This window comes from Citrobacter sp. BIDMC107 (assembly GCF_001037575.1).
Taxonomy (GTDB): Bacteria; Pseudomonadota; Gammaproteobacteria; order Enterobacterales; family Enterobacteriaceae; genus Citrobacter; species Citrobacter freundii.
Genome location: NZ_KQ089848.1, coordinates 1,713,293 through 1,737,670, shown reverse-complemented (window position 1 = coordinate 1,737,670; position 24,378 = coordinate 1,713,293). Strand labels below are relative to the sequence as shown.

At 53.6% G+C, this 24,378-nt stretch carries 23 protein-coding genes and 1 other annotated feature; of the genes, 16 read left to right on the top strand and 7 right to left on the bottom strand.

Annotated features, from left to right (window positions below; all coding sequences use genetic code 11):
• Window positions 1-18: 18 nt before the first annotated feature.
• Both lplA and SK39_RS08040 read right to left on the bottom strand, forming a co-directional pair.
• Window positions 19-1,035: a lipoate--protein ligase gene (gene lplA, locus SK39_RS08045; RefSeq protein WP_003019035.1), complete on the bottom strand. Its 1,017-nt coding sequence runs from the start codon at window positions 1,033-1,035 to the stop codon at window positions 19-21.
• Between the two features lie 37 nt (window positions 1,036-1,072).
• Entirely contained in the window at window positions 1,073-1,714 is a 642-nt protein-coding gene (locus SK39_RS08040) for a YtjB family periplasmic protein (RefSeq protein WP_003019032.1), read from the bottom strand.
• Window positions 1,715-1,829: 115 nt separating this feature from the next.
• Here SK39_RS08040 and serB point away from each other — a divergent pair, with 115 nt between their 5' ends.
• The 3 genes from serB to nadR all read left to right on the top strand — a co-directional run bounded on the left by serB (window position 1,830) and on the right by nadR (window position 5,510).
• Window positions 1,830-2,798 carry a phosphoserine phosphatase gene (serB, locus tag SK39_RS08035; RefSeq protein WP_048216854.1) on the top strand — a complete coding sequence of 323 codons (969 nt, stop codon included), beginning with the start codon at window positions 1,830-1,832 and terminating at the stop codon, window positions 2,796-2,798.
• An 11-nt stretch (window positions 2,799-2,809) separates the two neighbouring features.
• Window positions 2,810-4,192: a DNA repair protein RadA gene (radA, locus tag SK39_RS08030; RefSeq protein ID WP_001728171.1), complete on the top strand. Its 1,383-nt coding sequence runs from the start codon at window positions 2,810-2,812 to the stop codon at window positions 4,190-4,192.
• An 88-nt stretch (window positions 4,193-4,280) separates the two neighbouring features.
• Window positions 4,281-5,510, top strand: a complete 1,230-nt coding sequence (gene nadR, locus SK39_RS08025) for a multifunctional transcriptional regulator/nicotinamide-nucleotide adenylyltransferase/ribosylnicotinamide kinase NadR (protein ID WP_003019021.1) — start codon at window positions 4,281-4,283, stop codon at window positions 5,508-5,510.
• Between the two features lie 99 nt (window positions 5,511-5,609).
• Here the strand turns inward: nadR and ettA are convergent, their stop codons facing one another.
• A complete protein-coding gene (ettA, locus tag SK39_RS08020) occupies window positions 5,610-7,277 on the bottom strand; it encodes an energy-dependent translational throttle protein EttA (protein WP_003845630.1) in 1,668 nt (555 codons plus the stop codon).
• 331 nt (window positions 7,278-7,608) lie between these two features.
• On the opposite strand from ettA, the gene sltY reads away from it, so the two are divergent.
• A complete protein-coding gene (sltY, locus tag SK39_RS08015; RefSeq protein ID WP_003019016.1) occupies window positions 7,609-9,546 on the top strand; it encodes a murein transglycosylase in 1,938 nt (645 codons plus the stop codon).
• An 89-nt stretch (window positions 9,547-9,635) separates the two neighbouring features.
• The gene (gene trpR / locus SK39_RS08010) at window positions 9,636-9,962 is read left to right on the top strand and encodes a trp operon repressor (protein ID WP_003837292.1); all 327 of its coding nucleotides are present in this window, start codon (window positions 9,636-9,638) and stop codon (window positions 9,960-9,962) included.
• A 55-nt stretch (window positions 9,963-10,017) separates the two neighbouring features.
• Here trpR and yjjX read toward each other — a convergent pair whose 3' ends face one another.
• The gene (yjjX, locus tag SK39_RS08005; RefSeq protein WP_016149519.1) at window positions 10,018-10,533 is read right to left on the bottom strand and encodes an inosine/xanthosine triphosphatase; all 516 of its coding nucleotides are present in this window, start codon (window positions 10,531-10,533) and stop codon (window positions 10,018-10,020) included.
• A 71-nt stretch (window positions 10,534-10,604) separates the two neighbouring features.
• Between yjjX and gpmB the strand changes: the two genes are divergently transcribed.
• The gene (gene gpmB / locus SK39_RS08000; RefSeq protein WP_003019006.1) at window positions 10,605-11,252 is read left to right on the top strand and encodes a 2,3-diphosphoglycerate-dependent phosphoglycerate mutase GpmB; all 648 of its coding nucleotides are present in this window, start codon (window positions 10,605-10,607) and stop codon (window positions 11,250-11,252) included.
• Here the strand turns inward: gpmB and robA are convergent.
• Entirely contained in the window at window positions 11,249-12,118 is an 870-nt protein-coding gene (gene robA / locus SK39_RS07995) for an MDR efflux pump AcrAB transcriptional activator RobA (RefSeq protein ID WP_003837295.1), read from the bottom strand. The two genes, gpmB and robA, sit on opposite strands and share 4 nt — an antisense overlap.
• Before the next feature lie 211 nt (window positions 12,119-12,329).
• Here robA and creA point away from each other — a divergent pair, with 211 nt between their 5' ends.
• Genes creA through creD form a run of 4 tightly spaced genes read left to right on the top strand, consistent with a single transcriptional unit; the run spans window position 12,330 to window position 16,348 of the window.
• Entirely contained in the window at window positions 12,330-12,803 is a 474-nt protein-coding gene (gene creA, locus SK39_RS07990) for a protein CreA (protein WP_003018998.1), read from the top strand.
• Window positions 12,804-12,815: 12 nt separating this feature from the next.
• Complete coding sequence (gene creB, locus SK39_RS07985; protein WP_044713001.1) at window positions 12,816-13,505, top strand: two-component system response regulator CreB; 690 nt, start codon at window positions 12,816-12,818, stop codon at window positions 13,503-13,505.
• A complete protein-coding gene (creC, locus tag SK39_RS07980) occupies window positions 13,505-14,929 on the top strand; it encodes a two-component system sensor histidine kinase CreC (RefSeq protein WP_032937487.1) in 1,425 nt (474 codons plus the stop codon). The genes creB and creC overlap by 1 nt, the downstream gene beginning before the upstream one ends.
• A 57-nt stretch (window positions 14,930-14,986) precedes the next feature.
• A complete protein-coding gene (gene creD / locus SK39_RS07975) occupies window positions 14,987-16,348 on the top strand; it encodes a cell envelope integrity protein CreD (RefSeq protein ID WP_003845640.1) in 1,362 nt (453 codons plus the stop codon).
• A 60-nt stretch (window positions 16,349-16,408) separates the two neighbouring features.
• Here the strand turns inward: creD and arcA are convergent, their stop codons facing one another.
• The gene (arcA, locus tag SK39_RS07970; RefSeq protein ID WP_001194359.1) at window positions 16,409-17,125 is read right to left on the bottom strand and encodes a two-component system response regulator ArcA; all 717 of its coding nucleotides are present in this window, start codon (window positions 17,123-17,125) and stop codon (window positions 16,409-16,411) included.
• Window positions 17,126-17,220: 95 nt separating this feature from the next.
• On the opposite strand from arcA, the gene yjjY reads away from it, so the two are divergent.
• The 6 genes from yjjY to thrC all read left to right on the top strand — a co-directional run bounded on the left by yjjY (window position 17,221) and on the right by thrC (window position 23,486).
• The gene (yjjY, locus tag SK39_RS27080) at window positions 17,221-17,361 is read left to right on the top strand and encodes a YjjY family protein (protein WP_042998021.1); all 141 of its coding nucleotides are present in this window, start codon (window positions 17,221-17,223) and stop codon (window positions 17,359-17,361) included.
• A gap of 398 nt (window positions 17,362-17,759) precedes the next feature.
• Window positions 17,760-18,446: a tRNA/rRNA methyltransferase gene (locus SK39_RS07965; RefSeq protein ID WP_003018988.1), complete on the top strand. Its 687-nt coding sequence runs from the start codon at window positions 17,760-17,762 to the stop codon at window positions 18,444-18,446.
• A gap of 206 nt (window positions 18,447-18,652) precedes the next feature.
• Window positions 18,653-18,779 (top strand) — a sequence feature (Thr leader region).
• On the top strand, window positions 18,658-18,723 hold the full coding sequence (thrL, locus tag SK39_RS25575) for a thr operon leader peptide (RefSeq protein ID WP_032337689.1): 66 nt from the start codon (window positions 18,658-18,660) through the stop codon (window positions 18,721-18,723). (Overlaps the previous feature by 66 nt.)
• A 23-nt stretch (window positions 18,780-18,802) precedes the next feature.
• Entirely contained in the window at window positions 18,803-21,265 is a 2,463-nt protein-coding gene (thrA, locus tag SK39_RS07960) for a bifunctional aspartate kinase/homoserine dehydrogenase I (RefSeq protein ID WP_003018985.1), read from the top strand.
• A gap of 1 nt (window position 21,266) precedes the next feature.
• The gene (thrB, locus tag SK39_RS07955; RefSeq protein WP_003018982.1) at window positions 21,267-22,196 is read left to right on the top strand and encodes a homoserine kinase; all 930 of its coding nucleotides are present in this window, start codon (window positions 21,267-21,269) and stop codon (window positions 22,194-22,196) included.
• A gap of 3 nt (window positions 22,197-22,199) precedes the next feature.
• Window positions 22,200-23,486, top strand: coding sequence for a threonine synthase (gene thrC, locus SK39_RS07950; RefSeq protein ID WP_003018980.1), 1,287 nt, complete (start codon window positions 22,200-22,202; stop codon window positions 23,484-23,486).
• Window positions 23,487-23,570: 84 nt separating this feature from the next.
• Here thrC and yaaA read toward each other — a convergent pair whose 3' ends face one another.
• Window positions 23,571-24,344 (bottom strand): peroxide stress protein YaaA, encoded by a 774-nt coding sequence (yaaA, locus tag SK39_RS07945; RefSeq protein ID WP_003018978.1) that lies wholly within the window; start codon window positions 24,342-24,344, stop codon window positions 23,571-23,573.
• Window positions 24,345-24,378 lie beyond the last annotated feature (34 nt).

Here is a 24,378-nt window from a genome sequence, read left to right as displayed (position 1 = left end):
TAATTCGCCACTAATCGCTTAGCGCACGGCCTTCGCTACCCAAGCAGCCAGCTCACGCAACTCGCTTTCCTGATCTGGATACTCCGCAAGCAGCGCTTCACAAGTCTGCTGTAAAATATCGGCGCGATACTGGCAGCCCTGTAGTCGTTCTGCCAGTACTTCCAGCGGCGCAGGATTGAGGCTATCGGTGTAGACTTGGGTGCGGGTAATCACGCCTTTTTCGACGTCAAAATGAAGCTCTACGCCGCCCCATGTGAAACGTTCGTCCAGTAAATGTGAAAAAGCAGGCGCCTGGCCAAAATTCCACTCCCAACTGCTCTGGCGGGCAAATGTTTCGGCGAAGTTCGGCAGATCCGGCGCTTTGTCTGGGGAGATGATCTCGGCTTCTACGCGTTCGCCGTAGTGGGCGAAAAAGGCTTCCGTGATGGCCTGACAGACCTGTTGATGAGTGATGCCCGGTAACAGCTCGGTCAAATTCGCTACGCGCGAGCGAACCGAAGTGATGCCTTTGGCGGCAAGTTTCTTTTTATCGGGATTGAGATAGTTTGCCAGGCGGCTGAGATCGGCATTCAACAGCAGCGTGCCGTGGTGGAATCCGCGATCTTTCGTTTCCCGATAAGCAGAGCCGGAAACTTTGCGATCGCCGTCCGGCGTTTTCACCACCAGATCGTTACGCCCGGAGGCATCAGCTTCTACGCCCAGCGAATTCAGCGCATTGAGGACGATCGCGGTGGAGATGGTTTTGTCGTATTCCGGTTTACCAGCCATAAAGGTAAAGCAGGTATTGCCTAAGTCATGGAACACCGCGCCGCCACCGCTGCTGCGCCTGGCGAGCCGCACGTTGTCTTCTTCCATGCGGCGTGTATTACACTCTTTCCATGGATTTTGTGCCCGGCCAATTACCACCGTATCGGCGTTACGCCACAAGAACAGAACGCGCTGCGTGGCGGGCATCTGGCGAAAAATGCACTCTTCGACCGCGAGGTTAAACCACGGATCGTAAGAGTCTGAGATAAGCAGGCGTAGTGTTGTCATGGTTGATTTCCCTTCTGTTTTACAGTTTTTACAGCTTTTATTCTATCTTCTCGTTGTCTTCTTCCTGCACCGGTTTGTTGGCAGTGAGAAGGAAAGGAGATTGCTGCCAGCGGGTACGCTTACCTTGCAATAAGGTGCGGGTCAGCACTACACCGATTGCCAGTGACAGTAGCAGCATCAGGCGTAAGATGTTGGTGGTGTTATCCACCTGCTTGGCTTCAGTAGCAAGAGTGTGGGTATCCAGCGTCAGGCGCAGATAGCCCAGCGGACCATTTTTTCCCTGAATGGGTTCGACAATCTGCTGGTTAAAATAGCCCCCGGCTTTTTTGCCGTCGAGCGCCAGACGGTCACGAACATTGACGCTCTCACCGGTGCGCGTAATCAGGTCTCCCTGTTCGTCGTACACGCCTGCGTCCAGAATACGGCTACTCTCCGTCAACTGCGTGAGCACCGCCTTAATACGCTTTTCATCCGGCGTTTCGGTACGCATCAGCGGGGCGACGTTCAGCGCGACCTGACGGGCTAGCGTGCGGGCCAGCTCTTCGAGCTGCGGATTACGCTGCTGCTGGTGGCTTTGACTAAACCAGGAAGCCCCCTGCATCAGCGCGACGAGCAGCGCAAGGCAGGACAATACAATCACTGCACGATGAAGTCGGAATTTCAGTTTTGTGCGAGCCATATTCCACCTGCTGAAAATTTGAGACTTAATGTTGCCAGAAGCGCTGGTTACAGGGTAGCCTCATGCGTTATTTTCCCCTGATGATTCCGACCCGAACGATTTTACAGGAGCTTTAATGCCTAACATTACCTGGTGCGATCTACCTGAAGATGTCTCTCTGTGGCCAGGTCTGCCCCTCTCTTTAAGCGGTGATGAAGTGATGCCGCTGGATTACCACGCGGGCCGCAGTGGCTGGCTGCTGTACGGTCGTGGGCTGGATAAACAACGGTTAACGCAATACCAGAGTAAACTGGGCGCAGCGATGGTGATCGTGGCGGCGTGGTGCGTTGAGGATTATCAGGTAATTCGTCTGGCGGGCTCGTTAACGCCGCGTGCGGCAAAACTGGCGCATGACGCCAAACTGGATGTTTCGCCGCTGGGTAAAATTCCGCATCTGCGCACGCCGGGTTTGCTGGTGATGGACATGGATTCAACGGCTATCCAGATCGAATGCATTGATGAAATTGCTAAACTGGCCGGAACCGGCGAGATGGTTGCCGAAGTCACCGAACGCGCAATGCGCGGCGAGCTGGACTTTACCGCCAGCCTGCGCAGCCGCGTGGCGACGCTGAAGGGCGCTGATGCCAATATTCTGCACCAGGTGCGCGAAACATTGCCGCTAATGCCAGGCCTGACTCAGTTGGTGTTAAAACTGGAAACGCTTGGCTGGAAAGTGGCTATCGCTTCCGGCGGGTTTACTTTCTTTGCCGATTATCTGCGTAATAAGCTGCGCCTGACAGCAGCTGTGGCGAATGAGCTGGAGATCATGGACGGTAAATTTACTGGCAACGTGATCGGCGATATCGTCGATGCGCAGTACAAAGCCAGTACTCTGACCCGCCTGGCGCAAGAATATGAGATCCCGATGGCGCAGACGGTGGCGATCGGCGACGGTGCCAACGATCTGCCGATGATCAAAACGGCCGGGCTGGGCATTGCGTATCATGCGAAACCCAAAGTGAATGAAAAGACGGAGATTACTATCCGTCACGCTGACCTGATGGGCGTGTTCTGCATTCTCTCTGGCAGTATGAATCAGAAATAATGAGGTAAAACGTGGCAAAAGCTCCTAAACGCGCCTTTGTTTGTAATGAATGCGGGGCCGATTACCCGCGCTGGCAGGGGCAATGCAGCGCCTGTCAGGCCTGGAATACCATTACCGAGGTGCGCCTTGCCGCATCGCCAACGGTGGCGCGCAACGAGCGACTCAGCGGCTACGCCGGAAATGCGGGCGTTGCAAAAGTGCAGAAGCTCTCTGACATCAGCCTTGAGGAACTGCCGCGTTTTTCTACCGGATTTAAAGAGTTTGACCGCGTGCTCGGCGGTGGTGTGGTGCCCGGCAGCGCCATACTGATTGGCGGTAACCCCGGCGCGGGGAAATCAACGCTGCTGCTACAAACGCTGTGCAGGCTCGCCGAGCAGATGAAAACCCTGTACGTCACCGGCGAAGAGTCCCTGCAACAGGTGGCGATGCGCGCGCATCGGCTTGGCCTGCCGACGGCGAACCTGAACATGCTGTCGGAAACCAGTATCGAACAAATTTGCCTGATTGCTGAAGAAGAACAGCCGAAGCTGATGGTGATCGACTCCATTCAGGTGATGCACATGGCGGATATTCAGTCTTCGCCGGGCAGCGTGGCGCAGGTGCGTGAAACCGCTGCTTACCTGACGCGCTTTGCTAAAACGCGCGGCGTGGCGATTGTGATGGTCGGCCACGTCACCAAAGATGGCTCGCTGGCCGGGCCGAAGGTACTGGAGCACTGTATTGACTGCTCGGTGTTGCTCGACGGCGACGCCGATTCCCGCTTCCGTACACTGCGTAGCCATAAAAACCGCTTTGGCGCGGTGAATGAGCTGGGCGTCTTTGCCATGACGGAACAGGGGCTGCGTGAAGTCAGCAACCCTTCTGCAATTTTCTTAAGCCGTGGCGATGAAGTCACTTCCGGTAGTTCGGTGATGGTAGTCTGGGAAGGCACGCGCCCGCTGCTGGTCGAGATTCAGGCGCTGGTCGATCACTCAATGATGGCGAACCCGCGTCGTGTGGCGGTCGGTCTGGAACAGAACCGTCTGGCGATTCTGCTGGCAGTGTTACATCGTCATGGCGGCTTGCAGATGGCGGATCAGGACGTGTTCGTTAACGTAGTCGGCGGCGTAAAAGTCACCGAAACCAGCGCCGACCTGGCGTTGCTGCTGGCAATGGTCTCCAGCTTGCGCGACAGGCCACTGCCACAGGACTTAGTGGTCTTTGGCGAAGTGGGGTTGGCAGGCGAAATCCGTCCGGTACCCAGCGGGCAGGAGCGTATTTCGGAAGCGGCGAAACACGGTTTTCGCCGAGCGATTGTTCCTGCCGCTAACGTACCGAAAAAAGTACCGGAAGGGATGCAGGTCTTTGGCGTTAAGAAGCTTGCGGATGCGTTAAGCGTGTTTGACGACCTATAATCAAATACCCGTACGTACTGAATTTGTAGGCCTGATAAGCGATGCGCCATCAGGCAGTGTTACGCGATTTTTCCAGCAGGAGGCTCTTGTGTCATTTGATTATCTGAAAACCGCCATTAAGAAAAAGGGTTGTACCCTGCAACAGGTGGCAGATGCCAGTGGCATGACCAAGGGATATCTAAGCCAGCTTCTGAATGCCAAAATTAAAAGCCCCAGCGCGCAAAAGCTGGAGGCGTTGCACCGTTTTCTCGGACTGGAGTTTCCGCGCCAGCAGAAAAATATCGGTGTGGTATTTGGTAAGTTTTATCCGCTGCATACCGGCCATATCTATCTTATCCAGCGCGCCTGTAGTCAGGTTGATGAACTGCATATCATCATGGGCTATGACGACACGCGCGATCGCAGCCTATTTGAAGACAGTGCCATGTCGCAACAGCCTACGGTGCCCGATCGTCTACGCTGGCTGCTGCAAACCTTTAAGTATCAGAAAAATATCCGTATTCATGCCTTCAACGAAGAGGGCATGGAGCCGTATCCACACGGTTGGGACGTTTGGAGCAACGGGATCAAAACGTTTATGCAGGAGAAAGGGATCCAGCCAAACTGGATCTACACCTCTGAAGAATCAGATGCCCCGCAGTATCTCGAACATCTGGGGATAGAAACCGTGCTGGTGGATCCCAAGCGGACGTTTATGAGCATCAGCGGCGGGCAAATCCGTGAAAACCCGTTTCGCTACTGGGAGTATATTCCGACCGAAGTGAAGCCGTTTTTCGTGCGCACCGTGGCGATCCTCGGCGGGGAGTCGAGCGGTAAATCGACGCTGGTGAACAAGCTCGCCAACATCTTTAACACCACCAGTGCGTGGGAATATGGGCGTGATTACGTCTTCTCCCATTTGGGCGGCGATGAGATGGCGTTACAGTATTCTGATTACGATAAAATTGCCCTGGGACAAGCGCAATACATTGATTTTGCTGTTAAGTACGCCAATAAAGTGGCGTTCATCGACACCGATTTCGTGACCACTCAGGCTTTCTGCAAAAAGTATGAAGGGCGTGAACACCCGTTTGTGCAAGCGCTGATTGACGAGTATCGCTTCGACCTGGTTATCCTGCTGGAAAACAACACCCCGTGGGTAGCGGATGGCTTGCGCAGCCTTGGAAGTTCGGTTGACAGAAAAGCGTTTCAGACGCTGCTGGTCGAGATGCTGCAGGAAAACAATATCAATTTTGTGCACGTTCAGGAGCCTGACTACGACGGCCGCTTCCTGCGCTGCGTGGAGCTGGTGAAAGAGTTGATGGGCGAGCAGAGGTAGGTTTTAATGCCGGATGCGCTGCGCTTATCCGGCCTACAAGTCGCACTAACCTCGTAGGCCGGATGTGGCATGACGCCGCCATCCGGCGCTTAACGCTAATTACTTAGAAATACGCTTGTACTTAATACGCTTCGGCTCCAGCGCATCGGCGCCCAGCGTGCGTTTCTTGTACTCTTCGTATTCGGTAAAGTTACCTTCGAAGAACTCAACCTTACCCTCATCCTGGTAATCCAGAATGTGGGTGGCGATACGGTCAAGGAACCAACGGTCGTGCGAGATAACCATCGCGCAGCCCGGGAACTCCAGCAGGGCGTTTTCCAGCGCGCGCAGGGTTTCGATATCCAGGTCGTTGGTTGGTTCATCGAGCAGCAGCATGTTGCCGCCAACTTGCAGTAGCTTCGCCAGGTGCAGACGACCACGCTCACCGCCGGACAACTCGCCAACGCGTTTACCCTGATCCACACCTTTGAAGTTGAAGCGGCCCACGTAGGCACGGCTTGGCATTTCGGTGTTGCCGATCTTCATGATATCCAGCCCGCCGGACACTTCTTCCCACACGGTTTTGCTGTTGTCCATGGCGTCACGGAACTGGTCAACGGAGGCCAGTTTGACGGTTTCACCCAGCGTGATGGTACCGCTGTCAGGCTGTTCCTGGCCGGACATCATACGGAACAGGGTTGATTTACCCGCACCGTTCGGACCGATGATGCCGACGATAGCGCCTTTCGGTACCGAGAAGCTCAGATCGTCGATCAGCACGCGATCGCCGTAAGATTTACGCAGATTAGTGACTTCAACGACTTTATCGCCGAGACGTGGTCCAGGTGGGATAAACAGTTCGTTGGTTTCGTTACGTTTCTGGTATTCAGTGTTGTTCAGTTCTTCAAAGCGTGCCAGACGGGCTTTGCCCTTAGACTGACGGCCTTTCGCGCCCTGACGAACCCACTCCAGCTCTTTCTCAATGGATTTACGGCGAGCGGCTTCCTGAGAGGCTTCCTGGGCCAGACGCTGATCTTTCTGCTCCAGCCAGGAAGAGTAGTTACCTTCCCACGGAATACCTTCACCACGGTCCAGCTCCAGGATCCAGCCGGCAACGTTGTCGAGGAAGTAACGGTCGTGGGTAATTGCCACTACGGTACCTTCGAAGTCGTGCAGGAAGCGTTCCAGCCACGCGACGGATTCGGCGTCCAGGTGGTTAGTCGGTTCGTCGAGCAGCAGCATGTCTGGTTTTTCCAGCAGCAGGCGGCACAGCGCGACGCGGCGGCGTTCACCACCGGAAAGATTTTCAATTTTGGCATCCCAGTCCGGCAGACGCAGAGCGTCAGCGGCACGCTCAAGCTGCACGTTCAGGTTATGACCGTCGTGCGCCTGAATGATCTCTTCAAACTTGCCCTGTTGCGCGGCCAGCTTATCGAAGTCAGCGTCCGGTTCGGCGTACTTGGCGTACACTTCATCCAGACCTTTCAGCGCGTTAACCACTTCGGCAACCGCTTCTTCCACGGATTCACGAACGGTATGTTCCGGGTTCAGTTTTGGTTCCTGCGGCAGGTAACCGATTTTAATGCCTGGCTGCGGGCGAGCTTCACCTTCAATTTCGGTATCAATGCCAGCCATGATGCGCAGCAGGGTAGATTTACCCGCGCCGTTCAGACCGAGAACACCGATTTTGGCGCCAGGGAAGAAGCTCAGTGAGATGTTTTTAAGAATATGACGTTTCGGCGGAACGACCTTGCCGACACGATGCATGGTATAAACGAATTGGGCCACGTTGGACTCGCCTCTATGTTTATCCCGTCATACTTCAAGCCGCAGATGCGTTGGCTGTGTCGTTCACCCCAGTCACGTACTTTTGTACGCTCAGGGGATTCACTTCCTCGCCGCCTTGCTGCAACTTGAATTATTTAGGGCTAATTATTGGTAAATAGTTATCAAAGGCGAAGTGTAGCCTTTTTCATTGTCCAATCCCAGCCAGCAGATCCCACTCGCAACAAAAGTAAAAAAGTGTCCGTGACGTGGCGCATTCTGCAATGTCTGGTTAGCATGAATGAATTAAGCGGCATGATGCTGCACAGACGTAACATGAGAAGAGGAAGAGCTTGTGGACAAAGCCAAACAATTTACCTGGCGCCTGCTGGCTGCCAGCGTATGTCTGCTGACGGTCAGTCAAGTAGCGCGAGCGGATTCCCTGGATGAGCAGCGCAATCGCTATGCGCAAATTAAGCAGGCCTGGGATAACCGACAGATGGATGTCGTAGAGCAGATGATGCCTGGCCTGAAGAACTATCCTCTGTATCCTTATCTGGAATATCGCCAGATCACTGACGATCTGATGAATCAGCCCACCATTACCGTCACCAATTTTGTGCGCGCCAACCCGACGCTGCCCCCGGCGCGTACTCTGCAATCTCGTTTCGTGAATGAACTGGCGCGCCGCGAAGACTGGCGTGGGCTGCTGGCGTTCAGTCCGGAAAAACCGGGCACCACCGAAGCGCAATGTAACTATTACTTCGCGAAATGGAGTACCGGACAAACTGAAGAAGCCTGGCAGGGGGCGAAAGAACTATGGCTGAGCGGAAAAAGTCAGCCGAACGCCTGTGACAAATTATTCGGCGTATGGCGTGCCTCAGGCACTCAGGATCCGCTGGCGTATCTGGAACGTATTCGTCTGGCGATGAAAGCCGGGAATACCGGACTGGTCACGGCGTTGGCCGGACAGATGCCCGCGCAATACCAAACCATTGCTTCAGCGATCATCGCGCTGGCCAACGATCCGAATTCGGTAATGACCTTTGCTCGCACCACCGGCGCAACGGATTTCACCCGACAGATGGCGGCGGTCGCCTTTGCCAGCGTGGCGCGTCAGGATGTGGAGAATGCCCGCCTGATGATCCCTTCCCTGGTGCAGGCGCAACAGCTTAATGATGAGCAAACCCAGGAGCTGCGCGACATTGTCGCCTGGCGTCTGATGGGCAATGACGTTACCGACGAGCAGGCCAAATGGCGTGATGATGCGATTATGCGCTCCAACTCCACCTCGCTTGTGGAGCGCCGGGTGCGCATGGCGCTGGGAACCGGCGATCGTCGTGGCCTGAATACCTGGCTGGCGCGTCTGCCAATGGAAGCCAAAGAAAAAGATGAGTGGCGCTACTGGCAAGCGGATCTGCTGCTGGAGCGCGGACGCGATGCGGAAGCCAAAGAGATCCTGCACCAACTCATGCAGCAGCGCGGTTTCTATCCGATGGTGGCGGCACAGCGCCTGGGCGAAGAGTACGAGCTGAAAGTGGATAAAGCACCAGCGAACGTTGATTCTGCGCTGACTCAGGGCCCGGAAATGGCACGCGTCCGCGAGCTAATGTACTGGAACATGGATAATACTGCGCGCAGTGAATGGGCGAATCTGGTCACCAGCCGTACCAAGTCCGAGCAGGCTCAGTTGGCGCGTTACGCGTTCAATAATCACTGGTGGGATCTAAGCGTTCAGGCGACGATCGCCGGAAAACTGTGGGATCATCTGGAAGAGCGCTTCCCATTGGCCTATAAAGATCTTTTTACCCGTTACACCAGCGGCAAGGATATTCAGCCAAGCTATGCGATGGCGATAGCGCGTCAGGAAAGCGCCTGGAACCCGAAAGTGAAATCACCGGTTGGCGCAAGCGGGCTGATGCAGATCATGCCGGGTACGGCGACGCATACGGTGAAAATGTTCTCGATTCCAGGTTACAGCAGTCCGAGCCAGCTATTGGATCCTGATACCAACATCAACATCGGAACCAGCTATTTGCAGTACGTGTATCAGCAATTTGGCAATAACCGCATTTTTGCGTCAGCAGCCTATAACGCCGGTCCGGGGCGCGTTCGCACCTGGCTTGGCAATAGCGCTGGCCGCATCGATGCCGTCGCGTTTGTCGAGAGCATTCCATTCTCAGAGACGCGTGGTTATGTGAAGAACGTGCTGGCTTACGATGCGTACTATCGCTATTTCCTCGGCGATAAACCGGAGTTGATGAGCGACGCAGAATGGCAACGTCGTTACTGATCGTGTCGATTGTGTTATGCTATCGTACTCGTTAAAGAGTACAAAAGGGGGAGGCAAGCACGCTTCCCCCGCAACGATGGCGATATCTTATGACTCAGCAATCACCCTATTCAGCAGAGATGGCAGAACAACGTCACCAGGAGTGGTTACGTTTTGTCGATCTGCTTAAACACGCCTACGAACAAGATTTACACCTGCCACTGCTCAATTTGATGTTAACGCCGGATGAGCGTGAAGCGTTGGGCACGCGTGTGCGTATCATTGAAGAGCTGCTGCGCGGTGAGATGAGCCAGCGTGAGCTTAAAAACGAGCTCGGGGCGGGGATTGCTACTATTACGCGAGGGTCGAACAGCCTCAAATCCGCGCCGGTGGATCTGCGTCAGTGGCTGGAACAGGTGTTGCTCGGGAAAAATTGATCCGCCGGATGTGGCTTTGCCTTATCCGGCCTACGATTAAACATCCGGCACAATGCTATAAATACACCGCGTTATGAAACGGGCTGAGCGCCAGAATCACCGCCTGATGGTACACGCTCGAGCGCGTCAGCTTACCTGCGGTAAAGACGCCGATTGCGCCCTCTTTACGGCCAATCTCATCAATACCTGTATAGTCCGACATCACCGGGCCGAGTGCTTCACCTTTGCGGACTCTGTCGAGAATGACAGTAGGCAATGGCAGCGTGGCTGAACGGGCTTCACCGCGCCGGTGGCCGTTATCAATCACCACCCAACTGAAGGTGGCATCGTCGTCAATTCCTGCTTCAATGGCGACCCAGAAATCAGCCTGCGGGTGCTGGCGGCGAGCGTTATCAACGCGATTTCGTGCGCCAGTGCGCGTTTCCTGGTTTCCGAAAGGTTGTTCCGGCACGCCACTCTCGACGGCGACGGGTTCAATATGGCAGGATCCTTCCCCGAAAATCTCTTCAAATGCCCGCAGAATTGCCTGAATTTTGGCAGGATTGGTGGTCGCAGAGATAACCTTGTGCATAATTAAGCTCAGTTTGAAAATTCATCGCAGAGTCTACTCAAAGTATGACGAGTATATAACGGAAAAAAAGCATGTTACAGGTATACCTTGTTCGCCATGGCGAAACGCAGTGGAACGCCGAGCGACGTATTCAAGGCCAGTCAGACAGCCCACTAACCGCTAAAGGTGAACAGCAAGCCATGCAGGTGGGTGAACGCGCTCGCTCGTTTGGTATTACGCATGTCATCAGTAGCGATCTTGGTCGTACACGACGCACCGCAGAAATCATCGCCCAGGCCTGTGGCTGTGATATCACCTATGACTCCCGTCTGCGCGAGCTAAATATGGGTGTGCTGGAAAAACGTCACATCGATACGCTGACGCCGGAGGAAGAGGGCTGGCGTCGCCAGTTGGTGAACGGTACGGTGGATGGTCGTATCCCGGAAGGGGAATCGATGCAGGAATTGAGCGATCGCGTCAACGCAGCGCTGGCATCCTGTCTGGAATTGCCGCCGGGAAGTCGTCCGCTGTTGGTCAGTCACGGTATCGCGCTGGGTTGCCTGGTGAGTACAATTCTTGGATTACCGGCATGGGCTGAACGTCGCTTGCGTCTGCGCAACTGTTCTATTTCTCGCGTTGATTACCAGGAAAGCTTATGGCTGGCGCCGGGATGGGTCGTTGAAACGGCAGGGGACATCTCACATCTGGACGCCCCTGCGTTGGATGAACTACAGCGCTAGCGGCGAATCGGAATCAGGAATTCGCAGCGCAGGTTGATCGGGCGATCCCCCGCTTTGGCATCTTCTGCCGGGTAGTATCGCTCGATATCCTGTCCTTTACGGCGCGTCAGGTTCAGCATTGGCATGCATGTGCCGTAAACCGTCAGGATAAACTCTTGCACGCCGGTTCCCAGCCCTTCGTAGGTAAACATCACGTACTCGCCACCCTGTAACAGGATAGGCTGCGCCGACGGCACATAGCCATTGGCCTGTTCCGGCGTCAGTGCAGTAGTGTAAAACACTTCCTGCTCGTCATCTTTTTCAATGCTCGGACGCGTTTCGTTAAGCCCGTACAGGACTGGCGGGATCGCAGGAGCCTGACTGAGGAAGTCGCGCCAGAACTGAATACGCATTTCATGACGGAAATCTGAAATCTGTTCCAGCGAGCAGGAATAGCTTTGCGTGGTGCCGAGTAGTTGCGTATCTTCCAGGGTGACAAACTCGTGCGCAGGCATCGCAAATTCACCCAGTCGCATTGGCGGGCGAATACCAAACGCACTCCATTCCGGGGAGCGACGATACAGAGCAGGCGTTTGGGAAAACTGTTTCTTGAACGCGCGAGTAAAAGTTTGTTGAGAGTCGAAGCGATATTGCAGCGCAATATCTAAAATTGGGCGCGCAGTCAGGCGCAGCGCCACTGCAGATTTCGATAAACGACGGGCGCGGATATAGGCGCCAATAGCATGGCCCGTCACGTCCTTAAACATTCTCTGCAGGTGCCACTTGGAATAGCCCGCTTTTGCCGCCACATTGTCAAGCGACAAAGGCTGATCCAGATGACCTTCCAGCCAGATTAATAGGTCGCGAATAATGCCAGCCTGATCCATAAAATATCCTCATCCTTTCAACAACGAGTACCTGACGTCAGGTATGAGGATAATAGCATTTTTTGCTGTTTTAGCATTCAGTGTTTTTTTTGCTCATAAATGCTTTTTTCGGACATACGAAAGCGTGATTATTGTAATCCTGTGATCTGTATACGTTTTATCTTAGAATGTCGAATAATTGCACAGAGTAACTTTTAAAAATGGTAACAATATGAAATATAAGAGCTTAGTCATTTCCTCAATTCTGCTGATGTTGGCGCAGGTTGCCCATGCGGAGCAGATTGGATCTGTCGATACGGTGTTCAAAATGTTCGGCCCGGATCATAAAATTGTGGTCGAAGCGTTTGACGATCCGGATGTTACCAACGTGACCTGCTACGTGAGTCGGGCGAAGACTGGCGGCATCAAAGGTGGTCTGGGGCTGGCGGAAGATACCTCCGATGCCGCCATTTCCTGCCAGCAGGTTGGGCCGGTAGAACTGAGCGACAGAATCAAGAACGGTAAAGCTCAGGGCGAAGTGGTATTTAAAAAACGTACCTCGCTGGTGTTTAAATCTTTACAGGTCGTGCGTTTTTACGATGCGAAACGTAATGCGCTGGCCTATCTGGCTTATTCAGATAAAGTCGTCGATGGATCGCCCAAAAATGCCATTAGCGCGGTACCCATCATGCCGTGGCGGCAATAACAAGGAAGCACAATGCAACAGCCGTTGATCTGGTTGGTTGAGGATGAGCAGGGAATCGCTGATACGCTTATCTACATGCTGCAGCAAGAGGGGTTTAGCGTAGAGGCGTTTGAGCGCGGATTTCCCGTGCTGGAGAAGTCTCGCCAGCAATGCCCTGATGCCATCATTCTGGATGTCGGGCTACCGGATATAAGCGGTTTTGAACTGTGCCGACGTTTACTTGAACGCCACCCGGCGTTGCCGATCCTGTTTCTGACCGCACGCAGCGATGAAGTGGATCGCCTGTTGGGGCTGGAAATTGGCGCGGATGACTATGTTGCCAAGCCTTTCTCGCCGCGTGAAGTGTGCGCTCGTGTGCGTACGCTGCTGCGGCGGGTGCAAAAATTCTCCACGCCTTCATTGACAACGCGCTGTGGGGATTTTGAACTTAATGAGCTGGCCGCGCAGATTACCTGGTTCGGCATGCCGTTGAACCTGACGCGCTATGAATTCCTGCTGCTGAAAACACTGCTGATGTCGCCGGGACGTATTTACTCCCGCCAACAACTGATGGATTTAGTCTGGGCCGATGCGCAGGATACCTTTGACAGAACGGTCGATACCCACATCAAAACGCTGCGCGCCAAGCTGCGGGCCATCAACCCCGAGCTTTCCCCCATCAATACGCATCGCGGTATGGGATACAGCCTGAGGAGCGTCTGATGCGCATTGGCATGCGTTTGCTGCTCGGCTATTTTCTGATTGTTGCCGTCGCTGCCTGGTTCGTTCTGTCGATCTTTGTGCAGGAAATTAAGCCAGGCGTCCGTCGAGCGACTGAAGGCTCATTGATTGATACCGCCACGCTGCTGGCTGCGCTGGCGCGTGATGACTTACTCTCTGACACCCCCACCAACGGCAAGCTGGCGCAGGCCTTTTCGCAACTGCATAACCGCCCATTCCGCGCCAATATCAGCGGCATTAACAAAGTACGTAATGAATACCATGTCTACATGACGGACGCGCAGGGCAAGGTGGTGTTTGATTCAGCTAACCAGGCCGTCGGTCAGGACTACTCCCGCTGGAACGACGTGTGGTTAACGTTACGTGGGCAGTATGGCGCTCGTAGTACGCCGCTAAACCCGGATGATCCGGAAAGCTCGGTGATGTACGTTGCCGCGCCGATTGTAGACGGTGGTCGTATTATCGGTGTGCTCAGTGTCGGCAAACCAAATGCAGCGATGGCGCCGGTGATTAAACGCAGTGAACGGCGAATGCTGTGGGCCAGCGCCGTATTGCTGGGTATTGCCCTGGTGATTGGCTTCGGGATGGTATGGTGGATAAACCGCTCCATTGCCCGGCTGGCGCGTTATGCCGATTCCGTTACTGAGAATCGTCCCGTCCCACTGCCTGATTTAGGCAGTAGCGAGTTACGCAAACTGGCGCAGGCGCTGGAAAGTATGCGTCTGAAGCTCGAAGGCAAGAACTACATTGAGCAGTATGTCTACGCGTTAACCCATGAGCTGAAAAGCCCGCTGGCGGCCATTCGTGGCGCGGCGGAGATACTGCGCGAAGGTCCGCCGCCAAACGTGGTAGCGCGCTTTACCGATAATATTCTGACGCAAAATGCGCGCATGCAGGCGCTGGTTGAAACCTTGTTACGTCAGGCGCGACTGGAGAATCGGCAGGACATTACGTTGACGCCAGTGGCGGTAGATGCGCTGTTTGCTCAGCTTAAAGAGGCGCGTAGCGTGCAGCTGGCGGCAAAAAACATCACGCTGACCATTCTGCCTTCATCGCTTAGCGTCGCAGCCGATCCCGCGTTACTGGAGCAGGCATTGGGGAATTTACTCGACAACGCTATCGACTTTACGCCACAGGACGGGACGATTGTTCTGAGTGCACATCAGCACGAGGATCGGGTCACGTTGCAGGTTACCGACAGCGGTAGCGGGATCCCTGACTTTGCGTTGCCGCGTATTTTTGAGCGCTTCTACTCGCTGCCCCGCGAGAATGGACACAAGAGCAGCGGTTTGGGGCTGGCGTTTGTCAGTGAAGTTGCACGACTGCATGAAGGCGCGGTGACATTATCTAACCGACCAGAAGGCGGTGCACAAGCTTCGTTTACGCTTCACCGTCACTTCACATAACTTCAAATTCTCCGCACATAGCTGTTCTACCTTGCTGATATTGCAAAGGAGAACGCTATGTTGAAATCACCCCTGTTCTGGAAAATCGTCACTCTGGGTGGCGCCATGCTGCTGCTGTTAATTCCCCTGACAATGGTCAGGCAGATAATCGTAGAGCGATCGGATTATCGCAATGACGTTGAAGATGCAATCCGCCAGAGCACCAGCGGACCGCAAAAGATGGTCGGCCCGTTGATAGCCATTCCGGTGACAGAGCTTTATACCTCGCTGGAGGATGGCAAAGAGATCCAGCGTAAGCGAAGCTATATCCATTTCTGGCTGCCGGAGTCGTTGGTGGTTGAGGGGAGTCAGAACGTTGAAGCGCGTAAAATCGGTATTTATGAGGGCCAGGTCTGGCACAACGATATCTCGGTGAAGGCCGAGTTTAACGCTGAACGTTTGCGTGATTTAAACCATCCCAACGTCAGCGTCGGCAAACCGTTTATCGTGGTTGGCGTGGGGGATGCGCGCGGGATTGGTGTGGTGCAAGCGCCGCAGGTCAATGGAACGTCGCTGGCGGTTGAGCCGGGGACGGGGTTGGATGGACGTGCGCAGGGGATCCACATTCCGTTACCCGACGCGAGCTGGGCGGAGCAAAACCTGAGCATGACGCTGTCGCTGAATTTGAGCGGAACAGGAGATTTCTCCGTTGTTCCGGTTGGCCGTAACAGTGAAATGACCTTAACCAGCAATTGGTCGCATCCCAACTTTCTTGGGGATTTTCTTCCGGCTAAGCGCGAAATCAGTGAGTCTGGATTCAATGCACAGTGGCAAAGCAGTTGGTTTGCCAATAACCTCGGCGAACGCTTTGATGGCGAAAAGATTGGCTGGGAGGGAATGCCTGCATTTAGCGTCGCTGTCGCCACGCCTGCGGATCAATACCAACTGACGGACAGGGCGACAAAATATGCCATTTTGCTGATTGTGCTGACCTTTATGTCTTTCTTTGTTCTTGAAAGCATGACCAGCCTTCGACTGCACCCGATGCAGTACCTGCTGGTGGGATTATCGCTGGTGATGTTTTATCTGTTGCTGCTGGCGTTGTCAGAACATATTGGTTTTACCGCCGCGTGGATTACGGCGAGTCTGGTGGGGGCGTTGATGAACGGTGTGTATCTGCAGGCGATATTACAGGGTTGGCTTAAGAGTATTTTGTTCACCGTAGCGCTGCTGGGGCTGGATGGTGTGATGTGGGTGTTGCTCCGTTCACAGGACAGCTCTTTACTGCTGGGAACCGGCGTGCTGTTGGTCGCGTTGTGTGGCGTGATGTTCCTGACGCGTCATCTTGACTGGCACTCGCTGGCACAGCCAAAACCAAAGCCGACAGAAATTCCGGAGTCTCAGCCTGCGCAGAGTGACGAGTTTCGCTTATGGAAATAGGGTTGTGGTGAAATGAAAAACGGCGCATATTGCGCCGTTTTTTTACCTGTGAGGATCGAATTAATCCTGCAGGTCGCCGCAGAAACGGTAGCCTTCCCCGTGAATGGTGGCGATGATTTCTGGCGTATCCGGCGTTGATTCGAAATGTTTACGAATGCGGCGGATAGTCACGTCAACGGTACGGTCATGCGGCTTCAGTTCGCGACCGGTCATTTTTTTCAGCAGTTCTGCGCGAGACTGGATTTTGCCCGGATTCTCACAGAAGTGAAGCATGGCGCGGAATTCGCTGCGTGGCAGTTTATACTGCTCGCCATCAGGACCAATCAGAGAGCGGCTGTTGATGTCCAGCTCCCAGCCATTGAACTTGTAGCTCTCGACGCTACGGCGTTCTTCGCTGACGGTACCCAGGTTCATGGTACGCGACAGCAGGTTACGAGCACGGATAGTCAGTTCGCGCGGGTTAAACGGCTTGGTGATGTAATCGTCTGCGCCGATTTCGAGGCCGAGAATTTTATCGACTTCGTTATCACGGCCCGTCAGGAACATCAGCGCAACGTTAGCTTGTTCGCGGAGTTCGCGCGCTAACAGGAGGCCATTTTTCCCAGGCAGATTGATATCCATAATCACAAGGTTGATGTCATATTCAGAGAGAATCTGATGCATTTCCGCGCCATCTGTCGCTTCGAATACATCATAGCCTTCTGCTTCGAAAATGCTTTTCAACGTGTTGCGTGTTACTAACTCGTCTTCAACGATAAGAATGTGCGGGGTCTGCATGTTTGCTACCTAAATTGCCAACTAAATCGAAACAGGAAGTACAAAAGTCCCTGACCTGCCTGATGCATGCCGTAAATTAACATGATCGGCGTAACATGACTAAAGTACGTAATTGCGTTCTTGATGCACTTTCCATCAACGTCAACAACATCATTAGCTTGGTCGTGGGTAGTTTCCCTCTGGACCCGACAGTGTCAAAAACGGCTGTCATCCTAACCATTTTAACAGCAACATAACAGGCTAAGACATGCCGGACACCCAATAAAACTACGCTTCGTTGACATATATCAAGTTCAATTGTAGCACGTTAACAGTTTGATGAAATCAACGTATCCAAATGTTTGCTTTCATCACAAAATTGCAATATTACAACTAGTTGCACGCGCTAATTAATAAATGTAATGAATCCAACCAATGCGATCCATTTTAAATTAAATTATCATGGATAAACAGAAGGATATGCAACTTTTGTTAACATAAAGGGCAATAGTTCAGTCTGGAAATAGTTTAGCATTTTTTACCGGATGCGAAATGCTTTTTCAGTGATTTCTGTTAAAAATATGTAAATTCGCGCTGCGTAATATGTTGATGCACGTCACATTATTACCTGCACACAGGCCAAAAGAGTATCGAAATGCGTTTAACAATTATTCTGGTTGCCCCCGCCAGAGCGGAAAATATTGGTGCGGCAGCCCGTGCGATGAAGACCATGGGATTCACTCAGTTGCGGATCGTTGACAGCGAGGCCCACCTGGAACCTGCCACGCGATGGGTTGCGCATGGGTCGGGTGATATTATTGATAATATTAACGTTTTTCCAACGTTAGCCGAGGCGCTTCACGACGTGGATTTTACCGTCGCGACCACGGCGCGCAGCCGCGCGAAGTTTCATTATTACGCTACGCCGGTCGAACTGGTTCCCCTGTTGCAGGAAAAATCAACGTGGATGGATCACGCCGCGCTGGTTTTTGGTCGTGAAGATTCGGGGCTGACCAACGAAGAATTGGCTCTGGCGGATGTCCTCACCGGGGTACCGATGGTGGCTGACTATCCATCACTCAATTTGGGGCAGGCGGTGATGGTGTATTGCTATCAATTAGCAGGTTTAATACAACAACCGGCCAGAAACATTGAGATGACGGATGAGCATCAGCTACAGGCATTGCGCGAACGTGTTTTGCGTTTATTAGCCACGCTGAACGTTTCTGACGACATTAAGTTGACGGACTGGCTGCAACAGCGAATGGGTCTGTTAGAGCAGCGAGACACGGCAATGTTGCACCGTTTTTTACATGATATAGAAAAAAATCTAACAAAATAAAGTTTTGATCAATGTTTGTTGTGCAGTGTTTTGCTCTGGTTTCAAGTGGGCGAGACATGCTGTATTGGTTGAAAGTAAAAGGGCAAGCAGTCGCTCATGAACAAGTTTCGGAATGTGATCAATTTAAAAATTTATTGACTTAGGTCAGCAGATACTTTAACCCTAAAAGAATACAAGACAGACAGATAATAATTACAGAGCACACAACATCATGAAACGCATCAGCATCACTATTACCACAACCATCACCATTACCACAGGTAACGGTGCGGGCTGACGCGTACAGGAAACACAAGAAAAAGCCCGCACCTAAACAGTGCGGGCTTTTTTTTCGACCAAAGGCAATGAGGTAAACCATGCGAGTGTTGAAGTTCGGCGGTACATCAGTGGCAAATGCAGAGCGCTTTCTGCGGGTTGCCGATATTCTGGAAAGCAATGCCAGACAGGGGCAGGTCGCGACCGTGCTCTCTGCCCCCGCAAAAATTACCAACCATCTGGTGGCGATGATTGAGAAGACCATCGGTGGTCAGGATGCTTTAGCCAATATCAGCGACGCCGAACGTATTTTCTCTGAGCTATTGGTGGGTTTGGCCGCCGCGCAGCCGGGTTTTCCGTTGGCTCCGCTCAAAGCCTTTGTTGAACAAGAGTTTGCCCAGATTAAACACGTCCTGCATGGCATCAGCCTGTTGGGACAGTGCCCGGACAGCATCAATGCCGCGCTTATCTGCCGTGGCGAAAAAATGTCGATCGCCATCATGGCAGGCCTGCTGGAAGCGCGCGGGCACAACGTGACGGTCATCGATCCGGTGGAGAAATTGCTGGCAGTCGGCCATTACCTCGAATCTACCGTTGATATCGCCGAATCTACGCGCCGCATTGCCGCCAGCCGTATTCCTGCGGACCACATGATTTTGATGGCCGGATTTACCGCCGGGAATGAGAAAGGTGAGTTAGTGGTGCTGGGGCGTAATGGCTCCGACTACTCTGCCGCCGTACTGGCCGCCTGTTTGCGCGCGGATTGTTGTGAGATCTGGACCGATGTTGACGGCGTATATACTTGCGATCCGCGTCAGGTACCCGACGCCCGACTGCTGAAGTCGATGTCTTATCAGGAAGCGATGGAGCTTTCTTACTTCGGCGCCAAAGTGCTGCACCCGCGCACCATTACCCCTATTGCCCAGTTCCAGATCCCTTGCCTGATTAAAAATACCGGCAATCCACAAGCGCCTGGCACGTTGATTGGCGCCAGCAGTGATGACGACGATTTGCCGGTAAAAGGTATTTCTAATCTCAATAACATGGCGATGTTTAGCGTTTCTGGCCCAGGAATGAAAGGCATGGTGGGTATGGCGGCACGCGTTTTTGCCGCAATGTCGCGTGCGGGCATTTCGGTAGTGCTGATCACCCAATCCTCTTCCGAATACAGCATCAGCTTCTGCGTCCCGCAGGGCGACTGCGCGCGTGCGCAACGCGCCATGCAGGATGAATTCTACCTCGAACTGAAAGAAGGCCTGCTGGAGCCGCTGGCGGTGACTGAGCGTCTGGCTATCATCTCTGTTGTTGGCGATGGTATGCGTACTCTGCGTGGCATTTCGGCGAAATTCTTTGCCGCATTGGCTCGCGCGAACATCAATATCGTGGCGATCGCCCAGGGTTCGTCTGAGCGTTCTATTTCAGTGGTGGTGAACAACGACGACGCGACCACCGGCGTTCGCGTGACCCATCAAATGCTGTTCAACACCGACCAGGTGATTGAAGTGTTTGTGATTGGCGTAGGCGGCGTGGGCGGTGCGCTACTGGAGCAGCTTAAACGTCAGCAAACCTGGCTCAAAAAGAAGCATATCGATCTTCGCGTGTGCGGCGTGGCGAATTCGAAGGCTCTGCTGACCAACGTCCATGGACTGAATCTGGAGAACTGGCAGTCGGAGCTGGAAAGCGCGAAAGAGCCATTCAACCTTGGGCGCTTAATTCGCCTGGTGAAAGAATATCATCTGCTTAATCCGGTGATTGTCGACTGTACGTCAAGCCAGGCGGTGGCGGATCAGTATGCTGATTTCCTGCGCGAAGGCTTCCATGTGGTTACGCCGAACAAAAAGGCCAACACCTCGTCGATGGATTACTACCATCAGCTGCGTTTTGCCGCTGCGAAGTCCCGGCGTAAATTCCTCTACGACACCAACGTGGGCGCAGGCTTGCCGGTAATTGAGAATCTGCAAAACTTGCTCAGCGCAGGTGATGAATTGCAGCGTTTCTCCGGTATTCTTTCCGGCTCGCTGTCGTTTATTTTCGGCAAGCTGGATGAAGGCATGAGCTTCTCGCAAGCCACCACCATGGCGCGTGAGATGGGCTATACCGAGCCCGATCCGCGTGACGATCTTTCCGGCATGGATGTGGCACGTAAGCTGCTGATCCTCGCCCGTGAGACCGGTCGTGAGCTGGAGCTTTCAGACGTGGTCATTGAGCCAGTTCTGCCAAAAGAGTTTGATGATTCCGGTGATGTATCCGCGTTTATGGCGAAATTGCCACAGCTGGATGACGTCTTTGCCGCGCGCGTGGCGAAAGCCCGTGATGAGGGAAAAGTATTGCGTTATGTTGGCAATATCGAAGAGGACGGCGTTTGTCGCGTGAAAATTGATGCAGTAGACGGCAACGATCCGCTGTTTAAAGTGAAAAACGGTGAGAACGCGCTGGCATTCTATAGCCACTACTATCAGCCGTTACCGTTGGTTCTGCGCGGATATGGCGCGGGTAACGACGTGACGGCAGCGGGCGTCTTTGCCGACCTGCTACGCACCCTTTCATGGAAGTTAGGAGTCTGACATGGTGAGAGTTTATGCCCCGGCTTCCAGTGCCAATATGAGCGTCGGGTTTGATGTGCTCGGTGCGGCGGTAACTCCGGTGGACGGTTCGCTGTTGGGCGATGTGGTGTCCGTTGAGGCGGCTGATCAGTTCAGCCTGAACAACCTTGGGCGCTTTGCCAACAAGCTGCCGTCAGAGCCGCGCGAAAATATTGTCTATCAGTGTTGGGAGCGATTCTGCCAGGAGCTGGGTAAAACGGTTCCGGTGGCGATGACGCTGGAAAAAAATATGCCGATTGGCTCCGGGTTAGGCTCCAGCGCCTGTTCCGTCGTGGCGGCGTTAGTCGCTATGAACGAACACTGCGGTAAGCCGCTCAACGATACGCGCCTGTTGGCGATAATGGGCGAGCTGGAAGGGCGTATCTCCGGCAGTATTCATTACGATAACGTTGCCCCGTGCTTTTTGGGCGGCATGCAGTTAATGATTGAAGAAAACGGCATTATTAGCCAGCAGGTGCCAGGCTTTGATGAGTGGCTATGGGTACTGGCGTATCCGGGGATTAAAGTGTCCACGGCAGAAGCGCGGGCGATTCTACCTGCGCAGTATCGCCGTCAGGACTGTATCGCCCACGGGCGACATCTGGCTGGATTTATCCATGCCTGCTATTCCCGTCAGCCTGGGCTTGCCGCGAAGCTGATGAAGGACGTCATTGCTGAGCCGTATCGTACCCGCTTGCTGCCAGGCTTTAGTCAGGCGCGTCAGGCGGTAACAGAAATTGGCGCGCTGGCCAGCGGGATCTCCGGGTCAGGGCCGACGCTGTTCGCCTTGTGCGATAAGCCGGATACGGCGCAGCGCGTAGCAGATTGGCTGAGTAAAAATTACCTGCAAAATCAGGAAGGCTTTGTTCATATTTGCCGGCTGGACACGGCGGGCGCACGGGTACTGGGATAATCAATGAAACTGTATAATCTGAAAGATCATAACGAGCAGGTCAGCTTTGCGCAGGCCGTCACGCAAGGGCTTGGCAAGAATCAGGGATTGTTTTTTCCGCACGATCTACCGGAATTCAATCTGACAGAAGTGGATGAGATGCTGAACCAGGACTTCGTTAGCCGCAGCGCGAAGATCCTGTCCGCATTTATTGGTGATGAGATCCCTCAGGAAATTCTGGAAAAACGCGTGCGTGCTGCATTTGCTTTTCCGGCACCGGTTGCTCAGGTTGCCGCAGATGTCGGCTGTCTGGAACTGTTCCACGGCCCTACGCTTGCATTTAAAGACTTTGGCGGGCGCTTTATGGCGCAAATGCTGACGCACATCAGCGGCGACAAGCCGGTAACCATTCTGACGGCGACCTCAGGTGATACCGGCGCGGCGGTTGCACATGCCTTTTATGGCCTGAAAAATGTGCGCGTGGTGATCCTCTACCCGAACGGCAAGATCAGCCCATTACAGGAAAAACTGTTCTGTACGCTGGGCGGTAACATTGAAACTGTAGCGATTGATGGCGATTTTGATGCCTGCCAGGCGCTGGTGAAACAGGCGTTTGATGACGAAGAGCTGAAGGTGGCTCTGGGACTGAACTCGGCTAATTCAATTAACATCAGCCGTCTGCTGGCGCAAATCTGTTACTACTTTGAGGCTGTGGCTCAGCTACCGCAAGAGGCGCGGAATCAGCTGGTGATTTCTGTTCCCAGCGGTAACTTTGGCGATCTGACCGCCGGGCTGCTGGCGAAATCACTGGGCTTGCCGGTGAAGCGTTTTATCGCGGCGACTAACGTTAACGATACGGTTCCGCGTTTCCTTGCTGAAGGTGAGTGGGCGCCGAAAGCGACTCAGGCGACGTTATCGAATGCGATGGATGTCAGCCAGCCGAACAACTGGCCGCGCGTGGAAGAACTGTTCCGCCGTAAAATCTGGCGTCTGAATGAGCTGGGTTATGCCGCCGTTGATGATGCCACGACTCAGGACACCATGCGTGAGTTACATGAGATAGGCTACACCTCAGAACCGCATGCGGCGGTGGCTTACCGTGCGCTGCGTGACCAACTGAACCCTGGCGAGTACGGCCTGTTCCTTGGTACTGCGCATCCGGCGAAGTTTAAAGAAAGCGTTGAAGAGATTCTTGATCTGACGCTGGCGTTGCCAAAAGAGCTGGCGGAACGCGCGGACTTGCCGCTGCTTTCTCATCACCTGCCTGCTGATTTTGCGCAACTGCGTAAGCTGATGATGACCCGCAGTTAACGGTGGTGCCCGCTGGCGCTTTGCTTAGCGGGCCTACAAAACCTGTAGGCCGGATAAGGCGTTAGCCGTCATCCGGCATATAAATTATTGCTCGTGGCGTTTAAACACCAGTTCGCCGTTTCCTGACGCTTCTTCATCAAAGAAATAGCCTTCGCTGTTAAATGCGGTCAGCTGTTCCGGCTGCGTTAAGCGGTTCTCAATGATGTAGCGGCTCATCAGGCCGCGCGCTTTCTTGGCATAAAAGCTGATGACTTTGAACTTGCCGTTTTTCTCGTCGAGGAAGACTGGTTTAATCAGCTCGGCATTGAGCTTTTTCGGCTTCACGGATTTAAAATACTCATCCGAAGCGAGATTAATCACCACGCTGTCGCCTTGTGCTTCAAGTGCTTCATTAAGTTTATCGGTGATGATATCTCCCCAGAACTGGTAGAGATCTTTACCCTTCGCATTGGCCAAACGAATGCCCATCTCCAGACGATAAGGCTGCATCAAATCCAGTGGACGTAGAACGCCGTACAGTCCGGACAACATCCTTAAATGCTGCTGAGCGAAGTCGAAATCCGCCTCGCTGAAGGTTTCAGCCTGCAGCCCGGTATACACGTCGCCCTTAAATGCCAGAATGGCCTGGCGCGCATTGTCCGGCGTGAAGTCAGGCTGCCAGTCATGGAAACGCGTGGCATTCAAATCCGCCAGTTTGTCGCTAATTCCCATCAGCTTGCCAATCTGCGGCGCAGAGAGCTGGCGCGCCACATGGATAAGCTGCTGAGAGTGATCCAGCAGTTCGGGTAGCGTATGGCGTGTTGTTGCCAGCGGACTTTGGTAGTCGAGCGTTTTTGCAGGTGAAATCAGAATCAGCATATCCAGTCCTTGCAGGAAATTTACTGCGACTTTA